This is a genomic window from Rhodococcus sp. WS1 (assembly GCF_003797745.1).
Taxonomy (GTDB): Bacteria; Actinomycetota; Actinomycetes; order Mycobacteriales; family Mycobacteriaceae; genus Rhodococcus_F; species Rhodococcus_F erythropolis.
This window is the reverse complement of record NZ_RKLZ01000001.1, coordinates 1,175,875-1,202,089: the sequence shown is the minus strand read 5'-3', so window position 1 is coordinate 1,202,089 and position 26,215 is coordinate 1,175,875. Positions and strand designations below refer to the sequence as shown.

The 26,215-nt window shown below is 62.5% G+C and carries 25 protein-coding genes and 1 riboswitch; of the genes, 11 read left to right on the top strand and 14 right to left on the bottom strand.

Annotation, left to right across the window (positions count from 1 at the left end; translation table 11 throughout):
• Positions 1–4: 4 nt before the first annotated feature.
• From EEB12_RS30750 to EEB12_RS05530, 5 genes are all read right to left on the bottom strand, one after another.
• Positions 5–343, bottom strand: a complete 339-nt coding sequence (locus EEB12_RS30750; RefSeq protein WP_258537536.1) for an SWIM zinc finger family protein — start codon at positions 341–343, stop codon at positions 5–7.
• Complete coding sequence (locus tag EEB12_RS30745) at positions 340–579, bottom strand: hypothetical protein (protein WP_258537537.1); 240 nt, start codon at positions 577–579, stop codon at positions 340–342. Before EEB12_RS30745 ends, EEB12_RS30750 begins: the two co-directional genes overlap by 4 nt.
• The gene (locus EEB12_RS05540; RefSeq protein ID WP_141487871.1) at positions 579–2,357 is read right to left on the bottom strand and encodes a DEAD/DEAH box helicase; all 1,779 of its coding nucleotides are present in this window, start codon (positions 2,355–2,357) and stop codon (positions 579–581) included. Before EEB12_RS05540 ends, EEB12_RS30745 begins: the two co-directional genes overlap by 1 nt.
• 169 nt (positions 2,358–2,526) lie before the next feature.
• On the bottom strand, positions 2,527–3,663 hold the full coding sequence (locus EEB12_RS05535) for a homoserine O-acetyltransferase (protein ID WP_020969125.1): 1,137 nt from the start codon (positions 3,661–3,663) through the stop codon (positions 2,527–2,529).
• A complete protein-coding gene (locus EEB12_RS05530; protein WP_080909702.1) occupies positions 3,660–4,985 on the bottom strand; it encodes a bifunctional o-acetylhomoserine/o-acetylserine sulfhydrylase in 1,326 nt (441 codons plus the stop codon). The genes EEB12_RS05535 and EEB12_RS05530 overlap by 4 nt, the downstream gene beginning before the upstream one ends.
• A 143-nt stretch (positions 4,986–5,128) precedes the next feature.
• A riboswitch (SAM riboswitch) is annotated at positions 5,129–5,269 on the bottom strand.
• 305 nt (positions 5,270–5,574) lie between these two features.
• On the opposite strand from EEB12_RS05530, the gene EEB12_RS05525 reads away from it, so the two are divergent.
• The 7 genes from EEB12_RS05525 (at position 5,575) to yhjD (ending at position 12,225) form a co-directional block, all read left to right on the top strand.
• The gene (locus tag EEB12_RS05525) at positions 5,575–6,798 is read left to right on the top strand and encodes an NADP-dependent isocitrate dehydrogenase (RefSeq protein WP_019747659.1); all 1,224 of its coding nucleotides are present in this window, start codon (positions 5,575–5,577) and stop codon (positions 6,796–6,798) included.
• A 129-nt stretch (positions 6,799–6,927) separates the two neighbouring features.
• The gene (locus EEB12_RS05520; protein ID WP_021332495.1) at positions 6,928–8,136 is read left to right on the top strand and encodes an MFS transporter; all 1,209 of its coding nucleotides are present in this window, start codon (positions 6,928–6,930) and stop codon (positions 8,134–8,136) included.
• A 36-nt stretch (positions 8,137–8,172) separates the two neighbouring features.
• A complete protein-coding gene (locus EEB12_RS05515; RefSeq protein WP_141487869.1) occupies positions 8,173–9,018 on the top strand; it encodes an exodeoxyribonuclease III in 846 nt (281 codons plus the stop codon).
• A 26-nt stretch (positions 9,019–9,044) separates the two neighbouring features.
• Complete coding sequence (locus tag EEB12_RS05510) at positions 9,045–9,584, top strand: ribonuclease domain-containing protein (protein ID WP_141487870.1); 540 nt, start codon at positions 9,045–9,047, stop codon at positions 9,582–9,584.
• Entirely contained in the window at positions 9,584–10,078 is a 495-nt protein-coding gene (locus EEB12_RS05505; protein WP_092763762.1) for a barstar family protein, read from the top strand. Before EEB12_RS05510 ends, EEB12_RS05505 begins: the two co-directional genes overlap by 1 nt.
• A gap of 26 nt (positions 10,079–10,104) precedes the next feature.
• On the top strand, positions 10,105–11,139 hold the full coding sequence (trpS, locus tag EEB12_RS05500; RefSeq protein WP_141487493.1) for a tryptophan--tRNA ligase: 1,035 nt from the start codon (positions 10,105–10,107) through the stop codon (positions 11,137–11,139).
• Positions 11,140–11,190: 51 nt separating this feature from the next.
• On the top strand, positions 11,191–12,225 hold the full coding sequence (gene yhjD / locus EEB12_RS05495; RefSeq protein WP_020969131.1) for an inner membrane protein YhjD: 1,035 nt from the start codon (positions 11,191–11,193) through the stop codon (positions 12,223–12,225).
• Here the strand turns inward: yhjD and EEB12_RS05490 are convergent.
• Positions 12,222–13,541, bottom strand: a complete 1,320-nt coding sequence (locus EEB12_RS05490; RefSeq protein ID WP_187326675.1) for a D-alanyl-D-alanine carboxypeptidase family protein — start codon at positions 13,539–13,541, stop codon at positions 12,222–12,224. The genes yhjD and EEB12_RS05490 overlap by 4 nt on opposite strands.
• A gap of 103 nt (positions 13,542–13,644) precedes the next feature.
• Between EEB12_RS05490 and EEB12_RS05485 the strand changes: the two genes are divergently transcribed.
• Entirely contained in the window at positions 13,645–14,043 is a 399-nt protein-coding gene (locus tag EEB12_RS05485) for a hypothetical protein (RefSeq protein WP_141487491.1), read from the top strand.
• A 121-nt stretch (positions 14,044–14,164) separates the two neighbouring features.
• Positions 14,165–14,737, top strand: coding sequence for a dihydrofolate reductase family protein (locus EEB12_RS05480; protein WP_029254981.1), 573 nt, complete (start codon positions 14,165–14,167; stop codon positions 14,735–14,737).
• Positions 14,738–14,799: 62 nt separating this feature from the next.
• Here the strand turns inward: EEB12_RS05480 and EEB12_RS05475 are convergent, their stop codons facing one another.
• The 8 genes from EEB12_RS05475 to iolC are packed head-to-tail and all read right to left on the bottom strand — an operon-like array spanning position 14,800 to position 24,002.
• Positions 14,800–16,305: a CoA-acylating methylmalonate-semialdehyde dehydrogenase gene (locus EEB12_RS05475; protein WP_019747667.1), complete on the bottom strand. Its 1,506-nt coding sequence runs from the start codon at positions 16,303–16,305 to the stop codon at positions 14,800–14,802.
• A gap of 24 nt (positions 16,306–16,329) precedes the next feature.
• Positions 16,330–17,214, bottom strand: a complete 885-nt coding sequence (locus EEB12_RS05470; protein WP_097387573.1) for a sugar phosphate isomerase/epimerase family protein — start codon at positions 17,212–17,214, stop codon at positions 16,330–16,332.
• A gap of 2 nt (positions 17,215–17,216) precedes the next feature.
• A complete protein-coding gene (locus EEB12_RS05465) occupies positions 17,217–18,257 on the bottom strand; it encodes a Gfo/Idh/MocA family protein (protein WP_019747669.1) in 1,041 nt (346 codons plus the stop codon).
• 26 nt (positions 18,258–18,283) lie between these two features.
• Positions 18,284–19,189: a sugar phosphate isomerase/epimerase family protein gene (locus EEB12_RS05460; RefSeq protein ID WP_019747670.1), complete on the bottom strand. Its 906-nt coding sequence runs from the start codon at positions 19,187–19,189 to the stop codon at positions 18,284–18,286.
• 52 nt (positions 19,190–19,241) lie between these two features.
• Positions 19,242–21,197: a 3D-(3,5/4)-trihydroxycyclohexane-1,2-dione acylhydrolase (decyclizing) gene (iolD, locus tag EEB12_RS05455; RefSeq protein ID WP_141487490.1), complete on the bottom strand. Its 1,956-nt coding sequence runs from the start codon at positions 21,195–21,197 to the stop codon at positions 19,242–19,244.
• A gap of 14 nt (positions 21,198–21,211) precedes the next feature.
• A complete protein-coding gene (gene iolB, locus EEB12_RS05450) occupies positions 21,212–22,084 on the bottom strand; it encodes a 5-deoxy-glucuronate isomerase (protein WP_134998745.1) in 873 nt (290 codons plus the stop codon).
• Between the two features lie 21 nt (positions 22,085–22,105).
• Positions 22,106–23,005 carry an aldolase gene (locus tag EEB12_RS05445; protein ID WP_141487489.1) on the bottom strand — a complete coding sequence of 300 codons (900 nt, stop codon included), beginning with the start codon at positions 23,003–23,005 and terminating at the stop codon, positions 22,106–22,108.
• On the bottom strand, positions 22,998–24,002 hold the full coding sequence (iolC, locus tag EEB12_RS05440; protein WP_174531769.1) for a 5-dehydro-2-deoxygluconokinase: 1,005 nt from the start codon (positions 24,000–24,002) through the stop codon (positions 22,998–23,000). The genes EEB12_RS05445 and iolC overlap by 8 nt, the downstream gene beginning before the upstream one ends.
• 199 nt (positions 24,003–24,201) lie before the next feature.
• On the opposite strand from iolC, the gene EEB12_RS05435 reads away from it, so the two are divergent.
• Together EEB12_RS05435 and EEB12_RS05430 are read left to right on the top strand one after the other, a co-directional pair.
• Positions 24,202–24,939, top strand: a complete 738-nt coding sequence (locus EEB12_RS05435) for a GntR family transcriptional regulator (RefSeq protein ID WP_060938836.1) — start codon at positions 24,202–24,204, stop codon at positions 24,937–24,939.
• A 106-nt stretch (positions 24,940–25,045) separates the two neighbouring features.
• Positions 25,046–26,194 carry a Gfo/Idh/MocA family protein gene (locus EEB12_RS05430; protein ID WP_141487488.1) on the top strand — a complete coding sequence of 383 codons (1,149 nt, stop codon included), beginning with the start codon at positions 25,046–25,048 and terminating at the stop codon, positions 26,192–26,194.
• Positions 26,195–26,215 lie beyond the last annotated feature (21 nt).

The window sequence follows — 26,215 nt, the reverse complement described above, 5'->3', positions numbered from 1 at the left end:
AAGATCAGTCCCCGTAGAACGAGCGAATGTCGATATCACTCAAGGGGATCCACTCCGGTGAATCTGTGGATGTCGACTTCTTTCCAGCCTTGACCGGTGCACTTCGCAGCGTCACCGCAAGTGCAGGTTCCTCGTCGATTCGCCCGGCCAGGGCGTAGATCGCGGCGAGATGGTGAACGCACGGCGAGCGTCGACCTGAGCAGTCGCAGCTGGCAGTGCACTCCGAAAGATCAACGGCTACTGCGATATTTCGAGCCTGCAGTTCGGTGACGATGCTGTCCGGCAGTTCGCCGGTGGAGACGGATCTGTTGGCCTTTCCCGCCGAACGGAGAAGGCTCTTCACTGCGGGATTTCGGATTTGGTCCAGAGCGGGACAGAAATTGTCACCGACGAGGTTTTTGCTTTGGTGCTCACCTCCGCGACGACGGTCCCCGATGAGACCACGGTGAACTCCACGGAACCGTTGCGTGCGAGGGTACGAGCCGTCGGCAGGGACGGGTTCGGACCGGATGCCGCAGTCCGCTCCACCGTGCGCAGCCATGCTCGACCCCAAGCGGTGACACCGAATTCGTTGGCCATCAGATGATCACCGCGCCGTCGAGTTCGAGGAGTTCACGCAGTTCGGTGTCAGGGAGATCGGCCAGGGCGGCCTCGACGTTCCCGGAAACAGCATCGGCCACAGCTCGTTTGGACTCGTGCATCGCTGCGATGTGATCCTCGACGGTACCGCCCGTCACCAAGGTGTGGACGTTGACGGTGCGCTTCTGGCCGATGCGGTGTGCCCGGTCGGTTGCTTGATCCTCGACGGCTGGGTTCCACCACCGGTCGTAGTGCACGACGTGACTTGCGCGCGTGAGGTTGAGGCCGAAGCCGGCGGCGCGCAAGCTCAGAATCAGAACCGGTGGTGAATCCGTGTCGTTCTGGAATGCGTCGACCATCGCGTCGCGCTTGTCGGTGTTCAGGCCGCCGTGAAGGAACGGGATTGCGCCGATTCCCAACTCGGAGCCCAGGTGCCGCGAGAGCATCTCGCCCATCGTCCGGTACTGCGTGAATATCAGCGCGCGATCGCCGTCGTCGACGATCTCGGCGATCATTTCCGTTGCGCGGTCGAGCTTTCCGGATCTTCCGTAGAGGTCATCCGTATCGCCGGTGACCTGCGCCGGATGATTGCATACCTGCTTGAGGGTGGTCAGCAGTGCAAGGATATTGCCGCGCCGGGCAATTCCCGTACCCAAACCGGTGTCGAAAGCATCTGCAACTGCAGACCGATAGATGCGCGCCTGTTCCGACGTCAGAGTGCACGAGACGGTGGAAAATTGCTTGGGCGGAAGATCCTTGGCCACTGTGTCTTTGGTTCTGCGCAGAATGAACGGATCGATGACCGCGGCAAGCCTGGTCGCCGCGGTGGCCGATCGACCGGATTCGATCGGTACGGCAAAGCGTTGACGAAACCGTGCGCGAGTTCCGAGGACTTCGGGATTGGCGACGCGAAAGAGCGACCACAATTCTTCGAGACGGTTCTCCACCGGCGTGCCGGTCATCGCTACCTTGACGTCGGCCGACAACTGCATTGCTGCTTTCGCTGCCAGCGAAGAGGGGTTCTTGATCTGTTGTGCCTCGTCGAAGACCACTGAACTCCAATGGATCGGGGCCAATTGTGCTGCGTCGGAACGCAAGACGCTGTAGCTGGTCAGAACCGTGGTGCCGGCAGGAACACGAGTGGGAAGTGTGCGAGCAGTCCCGTGATGAACGTGTAGTGGCAGATGCGGAGCGAATCGCTCGATCTCGCGGCGCCAGTTTCCTATCACCGAGGTGGGACACACAACCAGGTGCGGACCGTCGTCGGCGCGGATCGCGATCATCGAAATCGCTTGCAGTGTCTTGCCCAAACCCATCTCGTCGGCGAGGATTCCACCGCCCGAACCCGACAGTGCAGTCAGCCAGGCAACTCCGTGCACTTGATACGGGCGCAATGTCGCCTGAATCTTTGCTCGGCGAAGACTCTCGATGGCCGCGCGCGCTTCCGTGAACAATTGCACCGTCGACCGGGCGCTTCTGATTCTCGTGTCGTCGCGCTCGATCGCGGCATGCGCTGCAGTCGGAATGTCATGTGCGCCGGTGTCGATGACGCGCTTCCATGCGAGCAACGACGGTCCGAGGTCGTCGCGACGTGCATCGAGGGTGTGCAAGGCGTCGATCGCGGTGGCGAGGTCGAGCAGTTGCGCTTCGACGTCGGTCGCTGTGATCGACTCGTCGACCGGGATCGCCAGCCGGCAGATGCCCGGCGATCCCGTCGGCATCCCCAGCACCGACAGGCGCGCTGCCGGATCTGTATCACCCCAGAACGCGAAGGACATGTGCTCGGGAATGTACGTAGCCTGCAGGCGCGTCGAGCATGGCTGATTCACGTTCGCCGATGCTAGCCGCGCCGGCTCAGGGACGCCAATGAAAATGTCGGGAAAACCTGCAGATCAGCTGTGGTTTTCCCGACATTGACGGATCCTGAAATTGTGCCTCTGTGCCGGATCAGCGGGCCGTGCGTGCGAACTCCATCGTTCGGCGAAGCAGTCCGGCGACAGCGTCCGCCTCCGTCAGGAAGCCGTCATGGCCGTCTCTGGACTTGAGAATCTCGAGGCCCGTGCACGTCGAAATGCCGTCCGCGATCTCCTCCTGCAAACGAAGGGGATACAGCCGATCCGAGTCCACGCCGCCCACGACGACCGGCGCCGTGATCGATGCCAACGCCGCTGCAACGCCGCCGCGTCCACGACCGATGTCGTGCCGGTTCATGGCTTCGGTCAGGAGGACGTACGTGCTCGGGTCGAAGCGGTCGACCAGCTTGTCTGCCTGATGTTCCAGATAACTCTGGACGGCGTATCGTCCACCGTTCCAAGGATTTTCGTCGTTCTGGGCGGAGTTCTCGAAGCGCGCATCGAGTTCGGACTCGGTGCGGTACGTCAGGTGCGCGATGCGACGGGCGATGCCGAGTCCGGCGCGAGGTACCCGCCCCGTTCCGTGGTAGTCACCGCCCTGCCAATCCGGATCGGAGACGATGGCAGCGATCTGCGTCGTCTGGGTGCCGATCTGATCTGCAGTGGCTCGTGAACCGGTTGCGAGAACCAACGCGGAGCGAATGCTGTCCGGGTAGGTAACTGCCCATTCGAGGGTGCGCATGCCGCCCATGGATCCGCCGACTACCGAGGCCAACTGGTCTATCCCGAGGAGATCGACGAGCTTCTTCTCCGCCGCGATCTGATCCCGGATGGAGATCTCCGGGAACCTGCTGCCCCACGGCTTGCCGTCGTCGGCCAGCGAACTGGGACCGGTCGTGCCGCGACAACCACCGAGGACATTGGTTGCGATGACGCACCATTCGCCGGTGTCGATCGGTTCGCCGGCGCCGACCATCCCGTTCCACCAACCGGGGGAGGGCTGATTTGCGGAGATCGGTCCGGTGACGTGTGAGTCTCCGGTCAGTGCGTGCTCGACGAGTACGACGTTGTCGCGGTTCGGGGACAGCTCACCCCACCGCTGAACGGCGAGCGAAACCGAGGGGAGTACCGCGCCGCTCTCGAGTTCCAGGGCGCCGATGTCGACGAACCCCACCTGGCCGTCGGGCGGGGGAAGGAGGTCGATCCTGGGCTCCAATTCGTTCACGGTCACGAGTTTGCCACCGCAGCCAGGCCGACGGTGATATCGGCGATGATGTCGTCGATTCCTTCGATACCGACCGCGAGGCGAACGAGTCCGGGTGTGACACCGGAGGCGAGCTGCTCTTCGGGGGTGAGCTGCGAGTGTGTCGTCGAGGCGGGGTGGATGACGAGTGAGCGAACGTCGCCGATGTTGGCGACGTGGCTGTGCAGCGTCAGAGCGTTGACGAACGTCTTGCCCGCATCGATACCTCCGGGCAGCTCGAAGGTGACGATGGCGCCGGTTCCCTTGGGCGTCAGCTGCTTTCCGCGTTCGAACCATGGCGAGGAGGGGAGTCCCGCGTAGGAAACGGAGGCCACCTCGCCGTGGCCGTCGAGGAATTCGGCGACCTTCTGTGCATTGGACACGTGACGCTCGATGCGCAGGCTCAAGGTTTCGATGCCCTGCGCGATGAGGAACGCGTTGAACGGCGCCACGGCGGAGCCGAGATCGCGCAGCAGTTGGACGCGCGCCTTGAGTGCAAACGCCGGCGCGCCGAGGTCTGCGAAGGTGACGCCGTGGTAGCTGGGATCAGGCGTCGTGAAGTTCGTGTGGCGACCCTGCGTCCAATCGAAGGTGCCGCCGTCGACGATCACGCCGGCGATCGCGGTGCCGTGTCCGCCAAGGTATTTGGTGGCCGAGTGAACGACGATGTCGGCGCCGTGTTCGAGTGGGCGGAGCAGGTACGGCGTCGCGACTGTGTTGTCCACGATCAACGGAAGACCGTTCTCGTGGGCCAGCGACGAGATGCCGGGGAGGTCGAGGATGTGGTTCTTGGGATTAGCGATCGTCTCGCCGTAGAACGCCTTCGTGTTCGGGCGAATGGCTTCGCGCCACTGCTCGAGATCGTCGGGATCCTCGACGAAGGTGACTTCGATGCCCAGCTTGCGAAGGGTGTAATGCAAGAGGTTGTACGTGCCGCCGTACAGGTACGGGCTCGAGACGATGTGGTCGCCGGCTTCGGCAATGTTGAGGATCGCGATGGTTTCGGCAGCCTGACCCGAGGAGAGGAGGAGTGCGGCGACTCCGCCTTCGAGGGCGGCGATGCGCTGCTCGACGGCGTCCTGTGTGGGATTCATGATCCGCGTGTAGATGTTGCCAGGCTCGGCGAGGCCGAACAGTGCCGCAGCGTGATCGGTGCTGTCGAAAACGTAGCTGGTGGTCTGGTAGATCGGCAGAGCGCGCGCATTGGTGGCGGTGTCCGCTGTCTGCCCGGCGTGCACCTGCTTGGTCTCGAACGACCAGTTCGCGGTCGGATCAGAAGTTGCTGCGCCGTCGGCTGTGTTGTCGGTCATGATTTGTTCACTCCAGTGGTCTGACGGATAGATGTCGGACGGGGGCGAAGGATCGCCGCCCCGTGCTGGGGTCTATCTACAAGTGCGACACATACTGAGTTACCTCCGTGGGGCTCGGCCCGGTCTGGGGTCCGTCCCTGTCGGACCCGCGCTTGTCACCCGAATTGCGGTGGAACTGCGTGAGCAGATCCACGTCGGGAAACCTGGTCATCACCCGGGGCACCCCACCGCGGTTGGAGGGTTGCCGTCCAGCGAGCCGGGGCTTGACGCTGGCACTCATGACCAAGTCGGATTCTACCGGGAAGTGAGCGCAGTCCTGACGCGGGGCGAATTGTGAGCCGCAACCGCACGCGAGACAGAGCGACGCAGCCCACTAGCAGGCAAAAGTTACTCGCGAGTAGAGGCCGATGGGTGGACCTGCCGGTTGCGGCCTCACGGGTTAGCAGTACGCTTGTCTTGTTTGGGACTCATCTCCCGAGATCAGTCCACACCGTCTAGGTTTGATAATCGAACCGTTCGCGGACCCACTCACAAAGTGTGACCGCAACCGTGTAACCAGGGAAACTTCCTAGGAGGACGCGAAGCACCCATGTCCAAAATCAAGGTTGAGGGCACCGTCGTCGAACTCGACGGCGATGAGATGACGCGCATTATCTGGCAGTTCATCAAAGACAAGTTGATCCATCCGTATCTCGATGTGAACCTCGAGTACTACGACCTCGGTATCGAGTACCGCGACGAGACCGACGACCAGGTCACCATCGACGCAGCGCACGCGATCCAGAAGCACGGCGTCGGCGTCAAATGCGCCACGATCACGCCGGACGAGGCACGTGTCGAGGAATTCGGTCTCAAGAAGATGTGGCGTTCCCCGAACGGAACGATCCGCAACATTCTCGGCGGCACGATCTTCCGCGCACCGATCATCATCTCCAACGTTCCGCGACTCGTTCCGGGCTGGACCAAGCCGATCATCATCGGCCGTCACGCATTCGGCGACCAGTACCGCGCCACAGACTTCAAGGTCCCCGGCCCCGGCAAGGTGATGATCACCTACACGCCTGAGGACGGCAGCGCACCGATCGAGCACGAACTGGTCAACTTCCCCGAAGAGGGCGGCGTCGTCCAGGGGCAGTACAACTTCACCACGTCCATCCGTGACTTCGCTCGCGCGTCGCTCACCTACGGACTGCAGCAGAACTACCCGGTGTACCTGTCCACCAAGAACACCATTCTCAAGGCGTACGACGGTGCCTTCAAGGACATCTTCCAGCACGTCTACGAGACCGAGTTCAAGGCTGAGTTCGATGCCGCAGGTCTGACCTACGAGCACCGCCTCATCGACGACATGGTCGCTTCCGCACTCAAGTGGGAGGGTGGATACGTCTGGGCATGCAAGAACTACGACGGCGACGTCCAGTCCGACACCGTGGCCCAGGGCTTCGGCTCGCTCGGCCTCATGACGTCGGTTCTGCTGACACCGGACGGAAGGACCTGTGAGGCAGAGGCTGCTCACGGCACCGTGACGCGTCACTACCGTCAGCACCAGCAGGGCAAGCCCACCTCGACCAACCCGATCGCGTCCATCTTCGCGTGGACCCGCGGACTCGAGCATCGTGGCAAGCTCGACAGCACCCCTGAGGTCATCGGCTTCGCGCAGGCGCTCGAAGACGTTGTCATCAAGACCGTCGAAAGCGGCCAGATGACCAAGGACCTCTCGATGCTGGTCGGCGGCGATCAGGGCTACCTGACCACCGAGGAGTTCCTCGGCGCACTCGACGTGAACCTGCAGAAGGCCATGGCCGCGAAGTAGATTCACTGTTTCACCTTCTGATGGGACGTCCGGGAAACCGGGCGTCCCATTTGTGTTCGCGGTCTCACGTGAGTGAACTCACCCGCTCTCACTTGGAAGTTCAACCAGGTGTGAGACCACAATTGATCAGTGACTTCGTCTACCCTCTCCCGTTCTGACACCTCGACACCCGGGGTTCGTTCCGCCAGAGGTCCAGCGATGCTCGCTCTTGCCCTCGGCGGTTTCGGTATCGGCACAACCGAGTTCGTCGCCATGGGATTGCTCCCGGAAATGGCATCCGGGCTCGGTGTCTCGGAACCCATCGCGGGTCACGTGATCTCGGCGTACGCGCTCGGGGTTGTCGTCGGTGCTCCGCTGATCGCTGCTCTCACCGCACGAGTACCGCGCCGCACCCTGTTGATCGCACTCATGGTCGCATTCACCGTCGGCAATGCCGCTTCGGTCTTTGCGCCCTCGTACACGACGCTGATGATGGCTCGATTCGTCGCCGGATTGCCGCACGGCGCCTACTTCGGAGTCGCCGCACTGGTCGCCGCTCATTTGGCCGAACCAGGTAAACGCGCGAAGGCCGTGGCGATGGTGATGATGGGTCTGTCCGTGGCCAATGTGATCGGGGTGCCGGTCGCGGCCTGGATCGGCCAGGCACTCGGCTGGCGCAGCGCCTTCGCCTTGGTCGCCGTGATCGGGGTGGCAACCGTTGCTTCGCTGTTCGTCTGGATTCCGCGGTTGGACGGTATGCCGGTGACGAATCCGATCACCGAACTCGGGGCGCTAGGCCGCGTTCAGGTGTGGATGACCCTGATCGTGGGAATGGTCGGATTCGGCGGGATGTTTGCCGTCTACACCTACATCAGTACGACGCTCACCGACGTGTCCGGTCTCGGTGCTTCGTTCATTCCTCTGGCGCTCATGCTGTACGGACTGGGCATGGTCGCCGGCAACTTCGTCGGTGGATACCTCGCGGATCGCGCACTGATGAAGGGTTTGTTCCTGTCGATGGGATCCCTCGTGGTGATCCTCGCGGTCTTCGTGATCGCCGTGCGCAATCCGTACACGGCGCTTGTCTTCGTCTTCCTCATCGGGCTTGCCGGGTCTTCGATGGTTCCTGGCCTTCAAACACGGTTGATGGATGTCGCCGAGGACGCTCAGACCTTGGCTGCGTCTCTCAATCACGCCGCGCTGAACATCGCCAATGCCTTCGGAGCGTGGATCGGCGGCGTCGTCATCGCTGCCGGTTACGGGTATACCGCACCGGCAGCGGTTGGGTCGTTGCTGGCCGTCGCGGGTCTCGTCGTGCTGGCGGTTGCGGTGATTCTGCAGCGTAGGGCCGTGCGCTGACCTGGGCGCCCATCCGCGTCGGTGGAATCGGCTACGGTGCTTGCCGTGCCACAAACTGCTGACTCCCACATTCTTGCGCCCCACACCATCACGTCCGTGAACGTCAACGGCGTTCGAGCAGCTGCCCGCAAGGGCATGCTCGATTGGCTGGAGAAGACGTCGGCGGATTTCATCTGCCTTCAGGAAACGCGTGCGTCGGACGATCAGCTTCGCGAGACTCTCGAACCAGCGCTCGGCAACGGATGGTTCCTCGTCTCCGCCGAGCCGTCCGCGAAGGGACGCAACGGAGTCGCGGTGCTCTCACGCACGGAACCTGACGCGGTGCGGATCGGTCACGGGGACGACGAGTTTCTCGACGCCGGTCGATACATCGAAGCCGACTTCGCGGATCTGACCGTCGCGAGCCTGTACCTGCCCTCCGGTGAGGCGCTCACGCCGAAGCAGGAGGAGAAGGAGCGGTTCATGGCGTCCTTCGCAGTTCACCTCGCTACCACCGCTGCGGCGGCCGAGGCTGCCGATCGTCACGTGGTGGTCAGCGGCGACTGGAACATCGCGCACACCGAACTCGACCTCAAGAACTGGAAGACCAACAAGAAGTCTTCGGGATTCCTCCCTGAGGAGCGCGCCTGGATGGATCTCCTGTTCGCCGAAGATTCCGCGTGGGTCGATGTCTTCCGCACCCTCCATCCGGGTGTCGACGGTCCGTACTCGTGGTGGTCGTACCGCGGCAAGGCATTCGACAACGATTCGGGTTGGCGTATCGACTACCAGGTTGCCACCCGCGGATACGCCGAGCGGGCCAAGGTTGCCATCGTGGAACGCGCTGAGTCCTACGACCTCCGTTGGTCGGATCACGCGCCTGTCACCGTCTCGTACCGGTAGGAGCGCTCGTGCCTGAAGGACTGAAAATGCCGAGCGCAAAGACGCGCAACGCCATCATCACCGTCGTGGTGGCGGTGGTGGCGCTCGTACTGGCGGTCACCCTTTCTTCACGTGACTCCGACAGTTCGGCGTCGTCGGTTGCGAAGTCCTCGAGTGCCCAGTCCTCGACTGTTCAAGCCAAGCCGGGTGCTACCACCAAGGCCGCGCCGTCGAGTTCCGCGCCGTCGAGTTCCGCGCCCTCCAGCTCCGCCGTCAAGACAACGCAGCAGACGAACAGCGATGCGCCGACGCGCGTTCTCGCCACGCTCGTGGAGATCGACGCCGGGCGGTGGCCGGATTCCGCCAATGCGCCGGGCACCAAGGGCGGCATCACCTTCCGCAACAGCGAAGGGCGTCTGCCCGCTGTCGGTGCCGGTGCCGGTGGCGGACGTGTCGTCTATCAGGAATGGGACGTCAACGCGAAGAAAAACGGCCAAGGTCGTGATGCCGAGCGAATCGTCACCGGTAACGACGGTTCGGCGTGGTACACCCTCGATCACTACGACACGTTTGTGAGGATTCGCTGATGTCCGACTCGTCTACGGTCAGCGTGGCGCAGTGGCTGGATCCGTCTTCGGATGTGGCTTCAGTGGCCCTGCAGAGCGACCCGGCCGTCGCAGATGATCTTGCACGTGAACTCCGTGGCGAGAATTTTGTCGTTCGGGTGGTTCGCGGCGAGAACATGCGAACAACGGCGCAGGTCTTCGACGAGTTCGCGGCAGCCTTCCAGTTTCCGTCCCACTTCGGGCGCAACAAAGACGCTTTCGACGATGTCATGCGCGATCTCGACGGCGTACTCGGACTCGGCGCCGGATATGTAGTTGTGATCCGAGGTGCGGGTTCTCTACTGTCCGAGCAACAGGATCAGTTGGAGTGGTTCCGCGAAACGATGGACTTCTACACCGAAGAATGGGAACCCGTCGTTTTCCGGACCGTCTACCAGTTCGGTGCGGAGGACCTCACCGCCCACGGTGAAGACCTCGTCGAACTCGACTACCCGGGCACCACGCCACTGCACTGATTTCCACTCGTGAAAAGATCGGAACCATGTCGACCCCTGCAGAACAGAAGCCCACCGCAAAGCCTCGCGTGCTTTCCGGAATCCAGCCGACGTCGGATTCTTTCCACCTCGGCAACTACCTGGGTGCGCTGCAGCAGTGGGTTCCGTTGCAGGACGATTTCGACGCTTTCTACTTCATTCCGGATCTTCACGCCATCACGGTGACGCAGGACCCGAAGGAATTGCGTCGTCGCACCAAGGTTGCGGTGGCTCAGCTCCTTGCGGTGGGTATCGATCCGGATCAGGCGACGCTGTTCGTACAGAGTCAGGTTCCCGAGCACGCACAGTTGGCGTGGGTCCTGAACTGCATCACCGGTTTCGGTGAAGCCAGCCGTATGACGCAGTTCAAGGACAAGTCCGCCAAGCAAGGCAGCGACAACGCCAGTGTCGGTTTGTTCACGTATCCGGTTCTGATGGCCGCGGACATCCTTCTGTACCGCCCGCAGCGAGTTCCGGTGGGTGAGGATCAGCGTCAGCACCTCGAACTCGCACGCGATCTGGCCGGCCGGTTCAACACCCGCTACGGCAAGGCGTTCGTTGTTCCCGAGCCGCAGATCATCAAGGGCACGGCAAAGATCTACGACCTGCAGGATCCGACCGCCAAGATGAGCAAGTCCGCCGCCAGTGCGGCCGGACTGATCAATCTGCTCGACGATCCGAAGGTGTCGGCAAAGAAGATCAAGTCGGCCGTCACCGACAACGAGCGCGAGATTCGTTTCGACCCGCAGGCCAAGCCGGGCGTCAGCAACCTGCTCACCATTCAGTCGGCTCTCTCGGGAGTACCGATCGAGACTCTGGTGGCCGGTTACGAGGGCAAGGGGTACGGCGACCTCAAGACCGATACCGCTGATGTGCTGACCGAGTTCGTCACCCCACTCAAGGCGAAGGTCGACGGTTACCTTGCCGACGAGGCAGAGCTGGATCGCATCATCGCGGCTGGAGCGCACCGCGCCCGTGAGGTGTCTTCACGCACTCTCGCCGCTGTCTATGACAAGGTCGGATTCCTGGCACCGAAGGGCTGACTTACGCGAATTCGGACTCACGACGCCTGACCGAACATGAGGGGGACGGCAATGGCTGACACGGACGACGACGCACCGAGCTTTCTCGAGAAGCAACGAGCAGCGCGACCCTGGCTCGATCATCTGGTTCGCGCCGCAGGACGTTTCCAAGAGCAAAAGGGCGATTACTACGCTGCGGGAATCACGTACTTCAGTGTTCTCGCATTGATTCCGATCATGATGGTCGCGTTTGCAGTGGCCGGTTTCGTATTGGCCGGGCATCCCGAGTACCTGGAGTCGATTCAGGAGCAGATCACCAAGAGCATTCCGGGCAGCTTGGGTGACACCATCAACACGCTGATCGATTCGGCTATCGACTCGCGCGCGAGCGTCGGAATCTTCGGTCTCCTGGGTGCCGCGTACGCGGGTCTCGGTTGGATGGCAAATGTTCGCGACGCGCTGACGGCGATGTGGGAGAGCAAGCGCGAGCCGAAGGGTTTCGTACGCACCAAACTCGGTGACGCAGGGGCCCTCATCGGTCTGGCTCTCGCCATGGTCGTCTCACTGGGAATGTCGGCGCTGAGTAGTGGGCCGGTTGCGACTCAGATCGTGAAATGGCTCAACCTCGAGAACATCACCGGTGTCGGCGTGGGGCTCAGAGTCGTTTCACTGTTGCTCTCACTCCTGGCGACGTGGGCGGTGTTCCTGTGGGTGATTGCCCGGCTGCCGCGCGAGCCTGTCACGCTGCGCAGCGCCGCGCAGGCAGCGCTTATCGCCGCGGTCGTGTTCGAAATCTTCAAGCAGGTAGGTGCGATCTACCTCGCGGCCGTCACCAGTGGCCCGGCGGGCGTGGCATTCGGCCCGATCATCGGTTTGCTCGTGTTCGTGTTCACTGCGTCGAGGATGCTGCTGTTCTGCACGGCGTGGGCGGCGACGACAAAGGAAAGTATGGCTCTCGCCTTCGTTCCGCCGCCGGATCCGGCCGTGATCTCGCCGCGAATCGTTGTCAGTGACGGAGCTTCACCGTCTCGCGTGGCTGCGTTGATCGCCACGGGTGCGGTTGCCGGCCTGGGTCTTTCGGGCTTCATGCGCCGTCGGCCGCGCTAGCGCCTTCGACGGTTCAGGGCAACGGCTCCCGCCACCAGCGCGATCACCACAACTCCGCCGACAGCACCGATGAGGATGCGGTCAGTGGTGTCCGACTCGGTGTCGGTAGCGGTGGGTGCTGCCGAAATCGAGCCTGGTGCAGCGGCAGACGGTGTGCGAGTGACATCGGGCGTGGCATCGTCGGTCGATCGGTCCGTCAACGAGCCGACGGTTGTGCTCGCGGGGAGTGCATATCCGTAGTCGAGTAGACGGGCAGCCTGCTCCCACGGACGGATCGGCTTGGCTTCGCCGCCCATCAATGTCACCAGTAGTTTCCGGCCGTTGCGCTCCGCAGCACCGACGTACGTGTGGCGGGCGTCGTCGGTGAAGCCGGTCTTGCCGCCCAATGCGCCCTCGTAGTTGTAGAGCAACTGATTGTCGTTCGCGAGAGTGAATCCGGGGCGATCCTGATCGTCAGGAATCGTCGGATCTTTGGGGAAGCCGGGAAACTCGACGGTTTCGGTATGGATCAGTCCGGCAAACGTCGGATTCTGGAGGGCTGTATGGAAGATTACGGCCAGGTCGTACGGTGAGCTGCTCATCCCTGGGCCGTCGAGTCCGGATGGAGTTGCCGTGCGGGTGTCGAGGGCGCCGAGTTCGGCCGCGAGCGCGTTCATTTTCGACACGGCTGCAGCGTCACCGCCGAGTTGGCGGGCAAGAGCGTGCGCGGCATCGTTTCCCGATGCCATGACCAGACCCTGCATCAGTTGCCGGTTGGTGTACTTGCCGCCCTTGCCGATGCCGACAGCGCTACCTTCAGCGTCCGCGTCTTCGGCAGTTGCGGTGATTTCGGTGTCGAGATCGAGTTCGTCGAGCGCGACGAGAGCCAACAGCATCTTGATGGTGCTGGCCGGTCGGTAGCGACCGTGCGGATCTTTCGCGGCGAGGACCTCACCGGTTTCGGCGTCCGCGAGTACCCATCCGGATGCCGCGATGTCGGCCGGGAGCGGGGGAGCGCCGTCAGGAAGTACGACGCCACACTCGCCGAGCTTGTCTCCACCGACGGGGCTTTCCGGAATCGGGACAGCAGTCGGGGCCGTGGATCCGGGCGCAGGTGCTTCGGAGAGATCGATCGCCGGCGCCGGGCTACTCGTGAACGGGCAGCTGTCGGTGTTGGGTGTTGTGAACGGTGCCTCGGTGGTGGTGGTGGTGGTGGGCGGCGGCGGGGCCGGTTGGGCGCCGGCCACTCCCGAGGTCCCTACGACACCGGTAAACGCAATGCTCCCTGAGAGCACTGTTCCGGCTACTGCCACTGCACACTTTCGACGCCACATCATCGATATACGAGGGTATGCGAACCTGAGGGAACGTCCGAATCGCCACGCAAGCAGAGGGATCGAAAACAGGCGATTCGGTTTGTACATCGGTCATAGTGGACGGATGAACCTCACAGTCATACGCGGACGCCTGACGCTCGCCGCAATGACACTCATCGGAACGTCAGCCGCTGTCGTGGGATGTTCCGGCGATTCGGAACCGTCGGCCGAGAGCCAAATCTCTGCCGTGGTCGGTCAGAGTTTCGAATTCATGGCCGAAAGGGACTGGGAGGCAGTGGACAGCACTCAATGCAGTTCGATGCGCAGCGAGAGCCCCCGGGCCGAAGAGTCGCCGTTCGACGACACGCTTGCGAGTCTGAGGTTGGACGGAGTGGAGAACATCGTCGTGAACGGGGATTCGGCAACAGCCAACACTCGCCATTACAGCACCGAGGTTCCGTCCGAGATGATGCGCGAGGACATCACGTTGATCAAGGAGAACGGCGCCTGGGTTGTGTGCTGACGTCTTTATGTGGTGACAATCGAAGATCGCCGCCGATGAGTTCCACCACCACGCAGAGTCTGTAACAGTGGGGTAGTCGACTACTCGAATGGCGCACACGCACTGACGACAGGGGATCGGTATGGGCAAGATCGTGGTGACAGAATTCGTGTCTTTGGACATGGTCATGGAAGCGCCCGGTGGCGAACCGGGTTATGCGCACACTGGATGGGTCTTTCCGTACCAGGAGGGCGATCAGATGAAGTTCAAACTCGACGAAACCCTCGCCGCGGACGTGCTTCTACTCGGTCGACGGACCTACGAGAGCTTCGCCGGTGCCTGGCCTGAGCGCGAAGACGACCAAGGCTTTGCGGACAAGATGAACGAGATGCCCAAGTACGTCGTCACGAGTTCGACGGAGCCGCTCGAATGGAACAACTCGACGGCGCTCACCGATCCCATCGAGGAATCCGTTCCGAAGCTGAAGGAACAGATCGACGGCGAAATCCTGGTCGCGGGAAGTCGGACGCTCGTCCACGCGTTGTTGCTGGCCGGTCTGGTCGACGAGTTACGGCTGATGGTCTTCCCGGTCATTCTCGGGTCCGGCGGGAGAGTGTTCCCCGAATCGGCCGACAAGATCGACCTCGAGTTGAAGGACGATCGTCGGTACGAATCCGGAGTTCAGGTGCTGACGTATCACCCCACGGTCGCGTAGACCTCTCGAAAACATCTGTGGCCGAGCCTCTTCGAGAGTCTCGGCCACAGATGTCTTGCCGGCTAACTGTTTTCGGGGAAGCCGAGGTTGATGCCGCCGTGGCTGGGGTCGAGCCAGCGACTGGTGACGGCTTTACCCCGCGTGAAGAAATGAACACCTTCTGTCCCGTGAGCGTGGGTGTCACCGAAGAGGCTGTTCTTCCAGCCGCCGAAGCTGTAGTAGGCCATGGGAACCGGGATGGGGACGTTAATGCCGATCATGCCGACCTCCACCTCGTTCTGGAAGCGTCGGGCAGCGCCGCCGTCGTTGGTGAAGATGGCGGTGCCGTTTCCGTACGGGTTGTTGTTGATCAGTTCGAGGGCTTGGTCGTAGGTATCGACGCGCACGACGGAGAGAACAGGCCCGAAGATTTCGTCGGTGTAGATCGACATGTCGGTGGTGACGTGGTCGATGAGGGTGGGTCCAAGCCAGAAGCCGTCCGGTCCACCATCGGCCTGGACTGTACGTCCGTCGACCACGATGGTGGCGCCGTCCTTCTCGCCTGCATCGACGTATGAGGCGACCTTGTCGCGGTGGGCCTTGGTGACGAGCGGACCCATGTCGGAGTTCTTGGTGCCGTCACCGGTGACGAGGGGAGTGGTGCGCTCGACGATCTTGGCGACCAGTTCGTCGGCGATGTCGCCGACTGCGACCAGGGCGGAGATCGCCATGCATCGTTCGCCCGCGGAGCCGAATCCCGCGTTGACCATTGCGTCGGCGGCGAGGTCGAGGTCGGCGTCCGGCAGAACGATGGCGTGGTTCTTGGCGCCGCCGAGTGCTTGCACGCGTTTGCCATTGGCGGTGCCGGTGGCATAGACGTACTGGGCGATGGGGGTGGATCCGACAAACGAAATCGCTTTGACTGCTTTGTTTTCCAGAAGTTCGTCGACGGCGAGCTTGTCACCTTGGAGGACGTTGAAGACGCCGGGGGGCAGACCGGCTTCGGCCCAGAGTTCGGCGAGCCAGATCGCCGCGGTGGGGTCCTTCTCCGAGGGTTTGAGAATCACGGTGTTCCCGGCGGCGATGGCGACCGGGAAGAACCACATCGGGACCATCGCGGGAAAGTTGAAGGGGGAGATGATGCCTACGGGGCCGAGGGGTTGGCGGATGGAGTAGACGTCGACCTTGGTCGATGCATTCTCGGTGTATCCGCCCTTGAGGAGATGCGGTATTCCGCAGGCGAATTCGACTACTTCTTGTCCGCGGCTGATTTCGCCGAGGGCGTCGGAGAGAACCTTGCCGTGCTCGGCTGTGATGATCTCGGCGAGTTCACCTTTGCGAGCGTTGAGAAGTTCGCGGAAGCTGAACAGTATCTGTGTGCGCCGGGCCAGGGAGGTGTCACGCCAGGCGGGGAAGGCCGCCGCAGCAGCGTCGATGACGGTGCGAGCGTCCTCGAGGTTCGCCAGGGCGAGTCGGCCGGTGATCTGTCCGGTGGCGGGGTTGGTGACGGGGGCGGTGTTCTCGGATGTTCCGGCGAACGACTTGCCGTCCAACCAGTGCGCGATGACACGAGTATCAGTGCTGGTCATGGTATTTCCTAGTGGTCTGGTGGCTCAGGAGTTCGGGGAGGTGTACTTGGCGACATAGTCGTTCATCGTCTCGCGCTGGTACCGGGAAACCTCGTGTGCGTTTTCGTTCTCGGCGAAGACGCTCGACACCATCACGGTGTTGTCACGATCGTAGAAGCCGAGTTTGCCGAGGCCGCCGAAGAATTCGTCCCAGTTGACGTCTCCGTCCCCCATTTTGAGGTGTTGATGCACTCGAACGGCATTGCCTGGCGGATTGGTGATGTAGCGAAGTCCGTGGGAACGGTGATGATCCATGGTGTCTGCCACATGTACGAGACGGACCATGTCGCCGGCGGCCTCCATGATTGCGGGAAGGTCCCCACCCATGTGGAATTGGTGGCACGCCACGATCACCATGCCGAGGTTCTTGGAGTTCACGCCACGGATCGTGCGGATCGCGGCAAGTCCGTCTTCGACAAAATCGTCCGGGTGCGGGTCGATCAGGACGTCGATCCCCTCGCGTTCGATGATCGGAAGCAGTTCCTCCATCGAACGATAGAACGCACGCTCGGACTCTTCGGCCTTCTCGGGGCGGCCGGAGAATTCGGTGTTCATGACGTTGACACCGAGATCGACCGTGATCTGGATGGCCCGCTTCCAGTAACGCACTGCTGCTTCGCGAGCGTCCTCGTCCGGGCCGGACCACCGAAGGACCGGGAGCACCGACGCGATGCCGACTCCCGCACTCGCGCAGGCCTTCCGGAACTCGGCGACGAGCGCGTCGTCGGCTTTCGGGTGATTGAAGAACGGGATCATGTCGACGTGCGGTGTGAGCTGCAGGTACTCGTACCCGAGATCGGCAACAACTCGGGGAAGCTCCAGCAGCGAGTAATCGTGATGGAACGGTGTGGGATCGAGTGCGACCTTCATCGCTACGCTCCGGCCACAGAGTCGCGCGCAACCATGTCCACGACGACGCGTTGACCCGTCTCCAGAGACTTCACGCCAGCGGCGCAGACAGCGGCCGCGGCGTACCCGTCCCAGGCACCTGGTCCGTCGATGTAGTTGCCGGTGCCGGCGCCCGTCTTCACTGCCTTGATCCACCGGGCGAACTCGGTGTCGTATGCCTGCCCGAAGCGTTCGCGGAATCCTGGGGTGATCTGCCCACCCCAGTTTCCGGGCTTGGTCTTTCGGATCAGTCCCACGTCGAGTCCGATCATCGCGCTTCCGAGTTCGCCGACAACTTCGGTGCGCACCTCGTAGGCAACTCCGGTGGTGACAAACACCTCGGCGTCGACGTGTCTACCGGACTCGGTCTCGAATATCGCGATCTGTGGGTCTTGAATGCCCTCGGGAGCAAGCGAATTCGCAGACGGCCGAATTATCTGCACCGAGGTGATCTCTTCGTCGAGCAGGAATCGCGTCACGTCGACCTCGTGGACGAGTGAGTCCTTGACGATCATCGCGCTGTCGAAGCCGTTCGGAACCGCAGGATTGCGGTGCGCGCAGTGCACAACGAGAGGGCGACCGAGATCGCCGCTGTCGATCAAATCCTTGAGCTGGGTGTATTCGTGGTCGAACCGGCGCATGAAACCAACCTGGATCAGTTTCTTTCCCAGCGCTGCTTCGGCTTTGACGATCGCCAGCGAACTGTCCGCGTCGGTGGTCAGCGGCTTCTCGCAGAGAACCGGCTTGCCTGCTTCGAGGCAGGCAAGTACCTGCTTCTCATGGGTCGGGCCCGGGGTTGCGAGCACAACGGCGTCGACGTCCTCGGCTGCGATGGCATCGAACGGATCGACGACGACGCGTGACCCCGGCGTCAATGCTGCGATTTCCTCGGCGCGGGCAAGAGAGTAGTCGTTGACGACAGTGACTCGGGCACCGCCGATTTTGTTGGTGATGCGGTCGACGTGATCGGCCCCCATGATGCCGACGCCGAGCACTGCGATCCGGAGATCCTGGTTGTCAGACATGCGGTGGTACTCCTCGATTGTGTTGCTCAGCTGAAACGGACGGCGGGGACGCCACAGGTGGACAGGTATTTCTGAGTGCGCTGTGCGATGGGCAGCGGTGTGTCGGGATGGCAGGGATACATGTCCTGCTCGACGATCGCGAACACGTCGATGCCGAGCTTCTCGATGGCCTCCAGAAGCGGCGGCATGTCCGGGATTCCACGCGGTGGTTCGATCATCGCGCCGAGTTTGACGGCTTCGCCGAACGGCAGGTCCTCCGCCTCCACCTTGGCGACGATCGCCGGATCCACCTGCTTGAGGTGCAGGTACCCGATGCGCTCCGGATGCTTGTTGATGATGGCCAGGTTGTCGCCGCCGCAGTAGCTGATGTGGCCGGTATCGAGGCACAGGTTCACGAAACGCTCGTCTGTACCTTCGAGGAACTTGTAGACGTTGTCCTCGATGTCGACATGGCTGTCGGCATGAGGGTGGTACTGCGCCATGACGCCGTACTCCTCGAGCATCGCCTTGCCGAGAGCGTTCATGCCGTCGGTTTTCTTGCGCCACTGCTCGGGAGTCAGATTTCGATCTTCGAGTACCACTCCGGTGGAAGGATCGCGCCACATCTCGGGGATGACCACTACGTGCTTGCCGCCGACGGCTGCGGTCAACTTGGCGACGTCCTTGATCTGATTCCAGACGGCATCCCAGGAATCGTCCTGGTGCAGGTGTTCGAAAACGGTACCGGCCGAAAGCTTGAGGCCGCGTGCTCCGAGTTCGTCAGTCAGCTTGGCTGGATCGGTCGGAAGGTATCCGAACGGACCGAGTTCGATCCATTCGTATCCCGACGCGGACACCTCGTCGAGGAATCGCGTGTACGGGGTCTGCTGAGGGTCGTCCGGAAACCACACACCCCAGGAGTCGGGGGCTGATCCGACGCGAATCGCGCTCATGTCTAGATTCCTTTCGCGGGCAAGCTTCTTGGGGTGTGGCTGTGCGGAATTTTCATTCGGATGGACGTAGATACGATCGCTGGATCTTCTTCCAGGACTCGTAGGCTGTCCGGGCGTTCTTGGTCGATTCCAGTTCGGAAGTAGCTGATACCGGTACGTCCCACCATGATTCGCTGTCCGGGGCGCCGATCAGCGGATCGGTTTCGACGTGGATGACCGTGCTGGTGTCGCTTGCTTTGGCGACTTTGATCGCGTCGGCGAACTCGGCGGCGGTGTTGGCGCGGATGACGTCGACACCGAGGCTGGCGGCGTTCGCGGCCAGATCGACCGGGAGAACACCTCCGTCGAGACGTCCGTCATTCGAGCGGTAGCGGTACTGCGTGCCGAAGCGCTGGGAACCCAGCGACTCTGACAGCGAACCGATGGAGGCAAATCCGTGATTCTGCACCAGGACGACGATGACCTTGAGGCGTTCCTGTACGGCGGTGACCAATTCGGTGGCCATCATCAGATAGGAACCGTCGCCGACCATCACGAACACGTCGCGATCGGGGCACGCCATGCGGACGCCTAGACCGCCGGCAACTTCGTATCCCATGCACGAGTACCCGTATTCGACGTGATACCCCTTGGCATCACGGGTTCGCCACAGCTTGTGGAGGTCACCCGGCATGGACCCGGCAGCGCACACCACGACGTCACGTGCATCGGACAACGTGTTGACCAGGCCGATGACCTGATTCTGATTCAGTGAGCCGTCAGCCGCGGGTTCGGCTGGGTTGTAGACGGATTCGACGATCGCATCCCAATTGCGGGCGAGTTCACCGATCCTGGACGCGTATTCGTCGTCCACCCGGTAGTCGTTCAGTGCAAGTGCCAGCGCGTCGAGTGCCTCACGTGCGTCGGCGACAACACTGACTCCGCCCTGCTTCACGGAGTCCAGTGAAGCGACGTTGATGTTGACGAAGCGAACGTCGGGATTGGTGAATGCGGTGCGGGACGCGCTCGTGAAATCGCTGTACCGCGTGCCGATTCCGATGACGACGTCCGCCTCGGTGGCCAGTGCGTTTGCAGCCGTAGTGCCGGTGGACCCCACCGCCCCGACGGATTGTGGATGGTCGTAGACCAATGAACCCTTGCCGGCCTGGCTCTGCCCCACGGGGATTCCGCTCTGCGCGCAGAACGCTGCCAGAGAGTCGGTGGCCTGGCTGTAGATCACGCCGCCGCCGGCGACGATCAGTGGCTTGCGAGCCGAGCGGATGATCGCGGCGGCGCGTTCGATCACCGATCGCTCGGGGAGCGGGCGGGCCACGTGCCACACCCGTTCGGCGAAGAAGGACTCGGGCCAGTCGAATGCCTCGGCCTGCACGTCCTGCGGGATGGCGATGGTGACTGCGCCGGTCTCGACGGGATCAGTGAGAACGCGCATCCCGGCGAGCAGAGCGCTCGGCAACTGCTCCGGGCGCCATACCCGATCGAAGTATCGTGAGACCGGCTTGAAAGCGTCGTTGACTGTGACGTCGCCGCTCGACGGGAGTTCGAGTTCCTGCAAGACGGGGGCACTGGCGCGGGTCGCGAAAGTGTCTGCGGGAAGGAGTAATACAGGTAGACGGTTGATGGTGGCCAGCGCCGCGCCGGTGATCATATTGGTGGCACCTGGGCCGACGCTGGACGAGACTGCCCACGTCTGCAGGCGGTCCTTCATGCGGGCGTGCGCGACAGCCGAGTGCACCATCGCCTGTTCATTGCGGCCGAGCACGTAGGGGAGTGTCGGCTCACGGCCGGCGTCGAGATCCTGGATCTCGGCCTGCAAGAGTGCCTGCCCCAGTCCGGCGACGTTGCCGTGCCCGAAGATTCCGAAGCAGCCGGCGAACAGCTTGGTGCGCTGGCCATCGCGTTCGGTGTACTGGTTGGCGAGGAAGCGGACGACAGCTTGAGAAACGGTGAGGTGTACGGTCGGCTCGTCGCGAGGTAGACGATTGCCGGTTGCGTTGTTGGTGGGTGCCACAGCTTTCACTTCCGTCAGTTGTGGGACTGCAACGGCAGTCGAGGGTCGATGTCCTGGTGATCCCAGCTTCCACGTAGCCAGGTGTGTTGCGGATCGTCACAGATGTTCCACGCCCGGATCTCGCCCGAACCTGCCATGACATTGAGGTAGTACATGTGGTGGCCCGGCGCTGCGATGGACGGGCCGTGATAGCCGTGCGGCACGAGGACGACGTCGCCCGAGCGGACTTCCTCGAGCACCTCGATAGGTCTCTCGGCGGTTCCGTACACGCGGTGGTAGCCGAACCCTTCGGTCCCGGTGGGGCTGCGGTCGATCTCGAAGTAGTAGATCTCTTCCAGGGCCGATTCGACGTCGCTGTTCTCGTCGTGCTTGTGGCTGGGATACGACGACCAGTTCCCGCCGGGGGTGATGACCTCACACGCGATGATGGAGTCTGCCTCGAAAGTGTCTGCGGTGGCGAAGTTGTGAACCTGTCGGCTGCAGTTACCGGCACCGCGGAGTTCGACGGCAACTCCCGACACCGGGCCGTAGCGATGGGGGAGCTTTGCGCCGGCGCGCGCTCCGCACAGGGCGAAGCGGCCTCCACCTGCGCTGGCCACTGTGTAGTCGGAATCCTTTCCTACGTAGGCGAAGTCGCTCGGTCCGTCGAAGACCGACGCGCGGCCGGTCAGGGCGATCTCCGTCCCCTCGGCAACGATCACGGCCGAACCCGACAGTGGAACGACGACTATCTCGTTCTCGCCGGACTGCAGGTGGACGTTAGCGCCGGGGGCGAGTTCGAGTGTCCACAAGCTGGATTCGGCCCACCCGGCGGACTCCGGCGTGACCACTGTCGTGAAATCACCGTCGGCGGACGATCCGGCGGGGACGTAGTACTTGCTGAACATCTTGCTCCTGCCAGGTCGGTTCTAGTGGACGAGCTTGACTGCGGTGTCGACGGCCGCGGTCACGTCGCCGTCCGGTGGGTAGAGCAGCGCGCGCCCGACGATCAGTCCGCGCACGGACGGCAGCTGAAGGGCAGCGCCCCACTTCGCGTACGTTTCTTCCGGCGCGATCTGCGGATCGCCGCCCAGGAGCAGCGTCGGGAGGGTGGTCGCATCCATGACGCGTTCCATCTCGTCGACGACCGGCAGTTTCATCCACGTATACGCCGAGGTGGAGCCGAGACCTTGGGAGATGTGGATGGACTTGATGACGGCGTCGGGGCTGAGATCGTTGACCACCTTGCCGTTGACGCGACTGGAGAGGAACGGCTCGAGCATCGCGATCAGTCCGGCCGCGGCCAGTTCGTCAACGGCCTCGGCACATGCCGTCATGGTGGGCAGGGTGCCCGCGTCGTCGAGGGCGATGCGCAGCAGCATCTTTCCGCCGTTCATTCCGAACTTCGCGGTGCCCGCCGCGGTATATCCGGTCATGCGGTCGTCGAGTTCGAAGCTCGCGCCCGCCAGGCCGCCGCGGTTCATCGACGAGAAGACGACCTTGTCCTCGAGGGTCCCGAGGAGGAGCAGATCGTCGAGAATGTCCGCGGTACCGAGAACGCCGTCGACTCCGGGATTGTCGAGCGCCGTGCGTAATCTGTCGAGCAGATCGGTACGACTGTTCATCGCTGTCGGCTTGCCGCCGACAGACAATGCCCCACGCGCTGGATGATCGGCAGCGACGATCATCAGTCGTCCGTTGCCTCGAACGGTGGCGCGAGGAGTTCTTGCTGCCCAGGACTTTTCGATGATCTGCGGATCGCTCGCACGCAGTTCCGTCACGTCGGCGTAGGTGGTGGCGAGGGGGCGGGCGGCGAGCTTGTCAGACATTGACTGCCTCCGTGGCTGTGGCTTCGGCGAGATCGTGGACTTCTTCAGCGGTTGGCATCGCAGTGGAGCATTCGAGCCGAGATGCGACTATCGCACCGGCCGCGTTGGCATAGCGCAGTACCTTCTCCAGTGGCCACCCGGCCAACAGTCCGTGGCACAGTGATCCGCCGAAGCTGTCGCCAGCACCCAGCCCGTTGACCACGTCGACGGCGTTGGGCGGCACGGTGATCGATTGCTTTCGTGTTTTGCCGAGAACACCCTTCGGGCCCTGCTTCACGATGGCCAGTTCGACTCCGAGGTCGAGAAGCGCGTCGGCGGCCTTGTTCGGATTGGTCTCACCGACCGCGATCTCGCACTCTTCGCGGTTTCCGACGGCTACCGTCACGTGCGCGAGAGCGCGCTGCACCTGAGTGGTCGCTTCTTGGGGTGTCGACCAGAACATCGGGCGGTAGTCCAGATCGAGGACCGTCAGCGGGCGTCGTTCGCGGGCTTCCCAGGCAGCGAAGTGTGCACTGCGACTCGGTTCTTCGGACAGCCCTGTCACAGTCGACCAGTAGAGGGACGCTGTTCGAACGGCGTCGAGGTCGATATCGTCCGGGGTGATCCGAAGATCGGGCGCATGCGGCTTGCGGTAGAAGTACAGCGGGAAGTCGTCAGGGGGGAAGATCTCGCAGAACGTCACCGGTGTCGGGTACTCGGAATTGGTGACGACAAACCTGTTGTCGACGCCCAGACGTGCCAACTCGCGTGTGACGAACTTTCCGAAGGGATCGCTGCCTACGCCGGAGATCAGTGCTGCTCGCCGGCCGAGGCGTGCAGCCGCCACCGAGACGTTTGCCGCGCTGCCGCCGAGAAACTTGCCGAAGGTCTCGACGTCTTCGAGTCCGACACCGGTTTGAAGTGGGTAGATGTCCACCCCCGATCGGCCGATGGCAAGCACGTCGAATGGTGCGTCAGGGATGTGTGACCCGCTCTGGTGAGTGTTGATGCTTGTCAAGACTGACTCCCGAGAGTTCGTGGTGGGCTGCCCGCGCAGGGCACCGTTGTATGACTGAAACTGTGCGCCGCGACACAGCGATTGTCAATAGTTTGTCTGGACATTATGACTTGCGGTCAAGTGAATGTTAGTGTTCGCATACACTGCCGAGAGAAGTAGCGTCGATACGGCGCCTTCCCAAGACAGATCGGAGTTGACCGTGGTCGCAGCACTCGCCGTCGAGTTGGACCGCTCGAGCCCGGTGCCGCTGTATTTTCAGCTGGCCCAGGCAATCGAGGGCGCTATTCTCGGTGGCGAACTTGCCCCAGGTGATCGCTTCGAGAACGAACTGGCGTTGGCCAAACGGCTCAATCTCTCACGTCCGACCACTCGACGTGCGATCCAGGAACTGGTGGACAAGGGCCTACTTGTTCGTAAGCGGGGAGTCGGAACTCAGGTGGTGCAAAGTCCGGTGCACCGCCCGGTCGAGCTCACCAGCCTGTTCGACGACCTTGCGAGGGCCGGCCAGGCGCCGACGACCAAGCTGCTCGAGTTCACGGTGGGAGTTCCCGTCGAGGACGTTGCCGCGGAACTCAACCTCGAACCTGACGCCGAAGTGGCCACCATCAGGCGTCTGCGAAGCACCAACGGCGAACCGCTTGCAGTGATGACCAACTACATTCCGGTGGACATCGCACCCGATCCCGAGGAGTTGGAGACGCAAGGGCTGTACCAAACCTTGCGAACTCGCGGCGTTCACATCCGTGTGGCGCGGCAGCGAATCGGCGCTCGGGCGGCGACTCGCGAAGAAGCAGGATTGCTCGACGAGAAAGTGGGTGCTGCCCTCTTGACCATGAGCCGCACTGCATTTGACGATTCAGGTAGTGCCGTCGAGTACGGCAGCCACTGCTACCGAGCGTCGCGTTACTACTTCGACACCACCGTGGTCGACCGCTAGATCTCGATCCCGGTGACACGAGTACCCGCCTGACCGAGTCAGTGGGGGTGATTTGTGATCCCAGCATTTCTGCGATCCTTCGATCATTTGACCCGAACGGAGCCTCATGACAGGCATTTCAGTAGCAGTTGCCGGATTCGGATGGATGGGCCGCGTCCACACGCAGGCGTATCTGCGTCTACGGCAACACTATCCCCAGCTTCCCGTGATCCGCCTGGCTGCCGTCGCCGACGAGGTGCCGGGCCGAGGGGAGGAAGCGGCGGACCAATTCGGTTTCGAAGCTTTCACCCAGGACTGGCGCGATATCGCAGCCGATCCGGCCATCGACGCGGTGAGCATCACGGCCCCGAACTTCTTGCACCGTGAAATCGGCGTCGCAATGGCAGAGGCCGGCAAACACATCTGGATCGAGAAGCCCGTCGGGTTGTCCACGGAAGACGCCAAAGCTGTTGCCGCAGCAGTCTCGAAGGCCGGTGTGCAGTCGACCGTCGGCTTCAACTACCGAAACGCGCCGGCTGTAGCCCTGGCAAAAAGCCTGATCGACTCAGGGGAGTTGGGCACGATCACGCACTCGCGTTTTCGTTTCCTCAGCGACTATGCGGCCCACCCTGAAGGCGCTTTGAGTTGGCGATACGAGCGTGAGCGCGGCGGCGCCGGCGTCCTGGGCGACTTGGCTTCGCACGGCATCGATCTGATTCGTCATCTTCTCGGTGACATCGACGCTCTCGTTGCTGATACTGCGATCTTCATCCCGGAGCGTGCGCGTCCGTCCGCCGCTACCAGTGGACATGCCCGAGCCAGCGGCGGGGAGATGGGAGCTGTCGAGAACGAAGACTTCGTCAGCGCACTGCTGCGGCTCGGCTCGGGCGACCGCTGCACCCTCGAAGCGTGCCGCGTCGCCGTGGGAGAGCAGAACAACTACGGATTCGAGATTCACGGTACGAAGGGTGCCGTGTTCTGGGATTACCGCCGGATGGGTGAACTGGGCACCAGCCTCGGCTCGAAGTACCAGGACCAATCCGTCACGACGGTTTTGGTCGGCCCCGAGTCGGGAGAGTTCGGCCGCTTCCAACCCGGCGCGGCCAACGCCATGGGTTATGACGACCTGAAGGTCATCGAGGCTCGCAATTTCGTCTCCTCGATCGTGGACGGAGCGCCGCAGGGCGCGACCATCGCTGATGCTGTCGCGTCGGCGCAGGCTCTGGACGCGATGGTTGCCTCGGTCTCCTCCGGTGGCTGGATTTCTCTCGGCTGATCGAGAATTGCTCCGAAAGGC

What these genes read in the sequence shown, in the direction of transcription:
- EEB12_RS05530 (WP_080909702.1), bottom strand. Translation starts at nt 4,985, where the DNA reads ATGACCGACAACACAGCCGACGGCGCAGCAACTTCTGATCCGACCGCG.
- iolB (WP_134998745.1), bottom strand. Translation starts at nt 22,084, where the DNA reads ATGTTCAGCAAGTACTACGTCCCCGCCGGATCGTCCGCCGACGGTGAT.
- EEB12_RS05480 (WP_029254981.1), top strand. Translation starts at nt 14,165, where the DNA reads ATGGGCAAGATCGTGGTGACAGAATTCGTGTCTTTGGACATGGTCATG.
- EEB12_RS05540 (WP_141487871.1), bottom strand. Translation starts at nt 2,357, where the DNA reads ATGTCCTTCGCGTTCTGGGGTGATACAGATCCGGCAGCGCGCCTGTCG.
- EEB12_RS05485 (WP_141487491.1), top strand. Translation starts at nt 13,645, where the DNA reads ATGAACCTCACAGTCATACGCGGACGCCTGACGCTCGCCGCAATGACA.
- yhjD (WP_020969131.1), top strand. Translation starts at nt 11,191, where the DNA reads ATGGCTGACACGGACGACGACGCACCGAGCTTTCTCGAGAAGCAACGA.
- EEB12_RS05525 (WP_019747659.1), top strand. Translation starts at nt 5,575, where the DNA reads ATGTCCAAAATCAAGGTTGAGGGCACCGTCGTCGAACTCGACGGCGAT.
- EEB12_RS05430 (WP_141487488.1), top strand. Translation starts at nt 25,046, where the DNA reads ATGACAGGCATTTCAGTAGCAGTTGCCGGATTCGGATGGATGGGCCGC.
- EEB12_RS05475 (WP_019747667.1), bottom strand. Translation starts at nt 16,305, where the DNA reads ATGACCAGCACTGATACTCGTGTCATCGCGCACTGGTTGGACGGCAAG.
- trpS (WP_141487493.1), top strand. Translation starts at nt 10,105, where the DNA reads ATGTCGACCCCTGCAGAACAGAAGCCCACCGCAAAGCCTCGCGTGCTT.
- EEB12_RS05445 (WP_141487489.1), bottom strand. Translation starts at nt 23,005, where the DNA reads ATGTCTGACAAGCTCGCCGCCCGCCCCCTCGCCACCACCTACGCCGAC.
- EEB12_RS05465 (WP_019747669.1), bottom strand. Translation starts at nt 18,257, where the DNA reads ATGTCTGACAACCAGGATCTCCGGATCGCAGTGCTCGGCGTCGGCATC.
- EEB12_RS05460 (WP_019747670.1), bottom strand. Translation starts at nt 19,189, where the DNA reads ATGAGCGCGATTCGCGTCGGATCAGCCCCCGACTCCTGGGGTGTGTGG.
- EEB12_RS05505 (WP_092763762.1), top strand. Translation starts at nt 9,584, where the DNA reads ATGTCCGACTCGTCTACGGTCAGCGTGGCGCAGTGGCTGGATCCGTCT.
- EEB12_RS30745 (WP_258537537.1), bottom strand. Translation starts at nt 579, where the DNA reads ATGGCCAACGAATTCGGTGTCACCGCTTGGGGTCGAGCATGGCTGCGC.
- EEB12_RS05490 (WP_187326675.1), bottom strand. Translation starts at nt 13,541, where the DNA reads ATGATGTGGCGTCGAAAGTGTGCAGTGGCAGTAGCCGGAACAGTGCTC.
- EEB12_RS05510 (WP_141487870.1), top strand. Translation starts at nt 9,045, where the DNA reads ATGCCGAGCGCAAAGACGCGCAACGCCATCATCACCGTCGTGGTGGCG.
- EEB12_RS05470 (WP_097387573.1), bottom strand. Translation starts at nt 17,214, where the DNA reads ATGAAGGTCGCACTCGATCCCACACCGTTCCATCACGATTACTCGCTG.